The sequence below is a fragment of the Candidatus Cloacimonadota bacterium genome, assembly GCA_012516855.1.
GTDB lineage: Bacteria > Cloacimonadota > Cloacimonadia > Cloacimonadales > Cloacimonadaceae > Syntrophosphaera.
The window spans coordinates 1-2,736 of the sequence record JAAYWB010000125.1 but is presented as its reverse complement, the minus strand read 5'-3'; the positions used below and the strand labels follow the sequence as shown (position 1 = coordinate 2,736).

The 2,736-nt window shown below is 56.4% G+C and carries 1 protein-coding gene; it reads left to right on the top strand.

The window, feature by feature from the left end; translation table 11 throughout:
- Positions 1 to 2,736, top strand: a 2,736-nt coding sequence (locus GX466_09380; GenBank protein NLH94406.1) for a S8 family serine peptidase, incomplete at both ends; no start/stop codon positions are given.

Below are 2,736 nucleotides of genomic sequence, written 5' to 3'. Positions count from 1 at the left end.
CGCCACCACCCACAACGATACCAAGGCCTGGTATTCCAACTACGACACTTGGGTGGACGTCTCCGCCCCCGGTGGAGAGACTAACAGCGTCACCTCCCAGGGCGTGCTTAGTTGCTGGAGCGGCAGCAATTACGGATTCTATCAGGGCACCTCGATGGCCTGTCCGCATGCTTCAGGCGTGGCGGCTTTGGTTGTCTCCTATGCCCACCGCAACGGCCGCACCCTCAGCAGCGCCGACGTGGAGAACATCCTGGAATCCACCGCTGACGATCATTACGCCGTGAACCAAAGCTACATTGGCCAACTGGGCAGCGGGCGCATCAATGCCTACCAGGCTTTGCTGGCCACCGACCCCCCCCTGCCTTCGGTTTCCATCACCGCCCCGGCCAGTGGTTCGGTGCATGACCTCAACAGCAGCATCACCATCACCGCAACTGCCTCCGATACTGATGGCTACATCACCAGCGTGGCCTTCTATATCGACGACGTGTTGAAAAGCACCGATACTTCCAGCCCCTATTCCTGGGTTTGGAACACCGTTGGATATGCCGGCGGCCCCCATAGCATCAAGGTAATCGCCACCGACAATAGCGGAAACACCGCCACCCGCAGCATCACGGTCACCCTGCTGGCCCCTCCGGATGAGGGTTTCGAGACCGGAAACTTTACTTTGTATCCCTGGATAAACAACAGCTCCGTGCCCTGGACGGTGCAAAGCTCAGAGGTCTTTTCCGGCACCTATGCCGCCAGGTCCGGCGCTATCGGCAACAGCAGCAGCACTACCCTCAGCCTGCCTGTGGTGGTCAGCAGCGCGGGCAATCTCAGTTTCTGGTACAAGGTATCCTCCGAGAGCAACTATGACTTTCTGCGTTTCTACGTCGATGGCGTAAAGCAGGGCGAGTGGTCCGGTTCCGCAGGCTGGGCAGAGGCTTCCTATCCATTGACCTCCGGCAGCCACACCCTGGCCTGGACCTACTCCAAAGACAGTTCCTGGGCCAATGGCAGCGACTGCGCCTGGCTGGATCACATCATCTTCCCGCCGATGGGAACCTACTATGCCCCGCCTCAAAACCTGACTGCCACTTCCGGCAACGCGGTAGTGAACCTCAACTGGCAGGCCCCTGCCACCGGAACTCCAAGCAGCTATAGGGTTTACCGCGATGGCAGCTATCTGGCCAGCACCAACGGATTGAATTACTCTGATACAAACGTGGTGAACGAAACCAGCTATGAGTATTACGTAACAGCCATCTACGGCTCTGAGGAATCCGACCCCTCGAACACAGTAACAGGCTTCCCCACCACCAATCCCCTCTCTACCATCATCATAGGAACTGGCAGCGAAACCCAGCCTTACCCCATTAACCGTTATTGGAACTACTCCAGCCATGAGGCGATCTATCTGGCTTCTCAGATCGGCACCGCCTGCAACATCAGGTATCTGGGCTTCCACAAGGGCAGCGGCACCGATGTAAATCCCATCGAGGCTGTCAGCATCTATATGAAGCACACCAGCGAGTCCAGCCTGTCCAGCGGCGACTACAGCACAGACGGCTACACTCTGGTCTTTAGCGGAACCTTCCCGAACACTGATACCTCCGGCTGGATGGAAGTGGAACTGGACAACCTCTTTGCCTACAACGGAACTTCCAACCTGGCCATACTCACCATCAAGGGCAATCAGAGCTATATTTCTAATTACCCCTTCTGGACATATTCCACCACTACTGCCACCCAAGCCCGCCAAAACAGAAGCGATTCATCCCAGCCCATATCACTTACGGCTTCCAACAATCTGCCCAACCTGAAATTGCAAGCCTACGTCCCTGCCGGGCTCTATCCCGCCCGTAATCTGACCGCGGTGGGCGGAAATGGTTTGGTGATACTAAACTGGAGCGAGCCTATAAGTGGAATCCCCACCGGTTACAAAATCTACCGTAACGGCAACCTGCTCACCACCGCGACGGGGCTTACTTACACCGACAACGCAGTTGTGAACGGCACAACCTACTCCTACTATGTGGTGGCCACCTATTCAGGTGAAGACGCAGAGCCTACCGAAACAGTCCAGGCCACACCAGATAACTCAGTGATCATCGGCGATGGAACCGGTTCCAACAGCACCAGAGATGCCTGCCCCATCAACGTTTATTATCAGAGCTTACACGGACAAGCGGTGTACACAAAGGCTGAACTCAACGCTGCAGGTGTGTTCGGACCCATCGACATCACCGACATCGGCTTCTATGTTACCGGTCTGCCCACCCTGGCCATGCCCAACTACATTATCCGTATGGGGCATACCAGCGCCACCGACGTTTCCAGTTGGATATCAACCGGGCTCAGCACCGTCTGGAATTCCACCTCTTACCAACCTACAGTCACCGGCTGGAACATGCTGACACTGGATACCCCCTTCACCTGGAACGGCAATGACAACATCGTGGTGGACACCGCCTTCAGGCTCATTGGGGCTTATTCGTCATCCGGTACAACGCAGCACACATCTGTGACCAACGGTTACCGCTATGTGCGCAGCGACAATTCTGATCAGACCAACCTCTTTACCGGCGGCAGCACTTCCTCTTACCGCCCCAACCTCAAACTGACCCTGCAACCCAACCAGTCTGGCCCCGTGATCCTGGTCAATCCTACAACCCTCGCCTATGGCGATGTGGCCGTGGGCAGCACCGACACGAAGACCTTCACCATCCAAAATAGTGGCGATCAGACCCT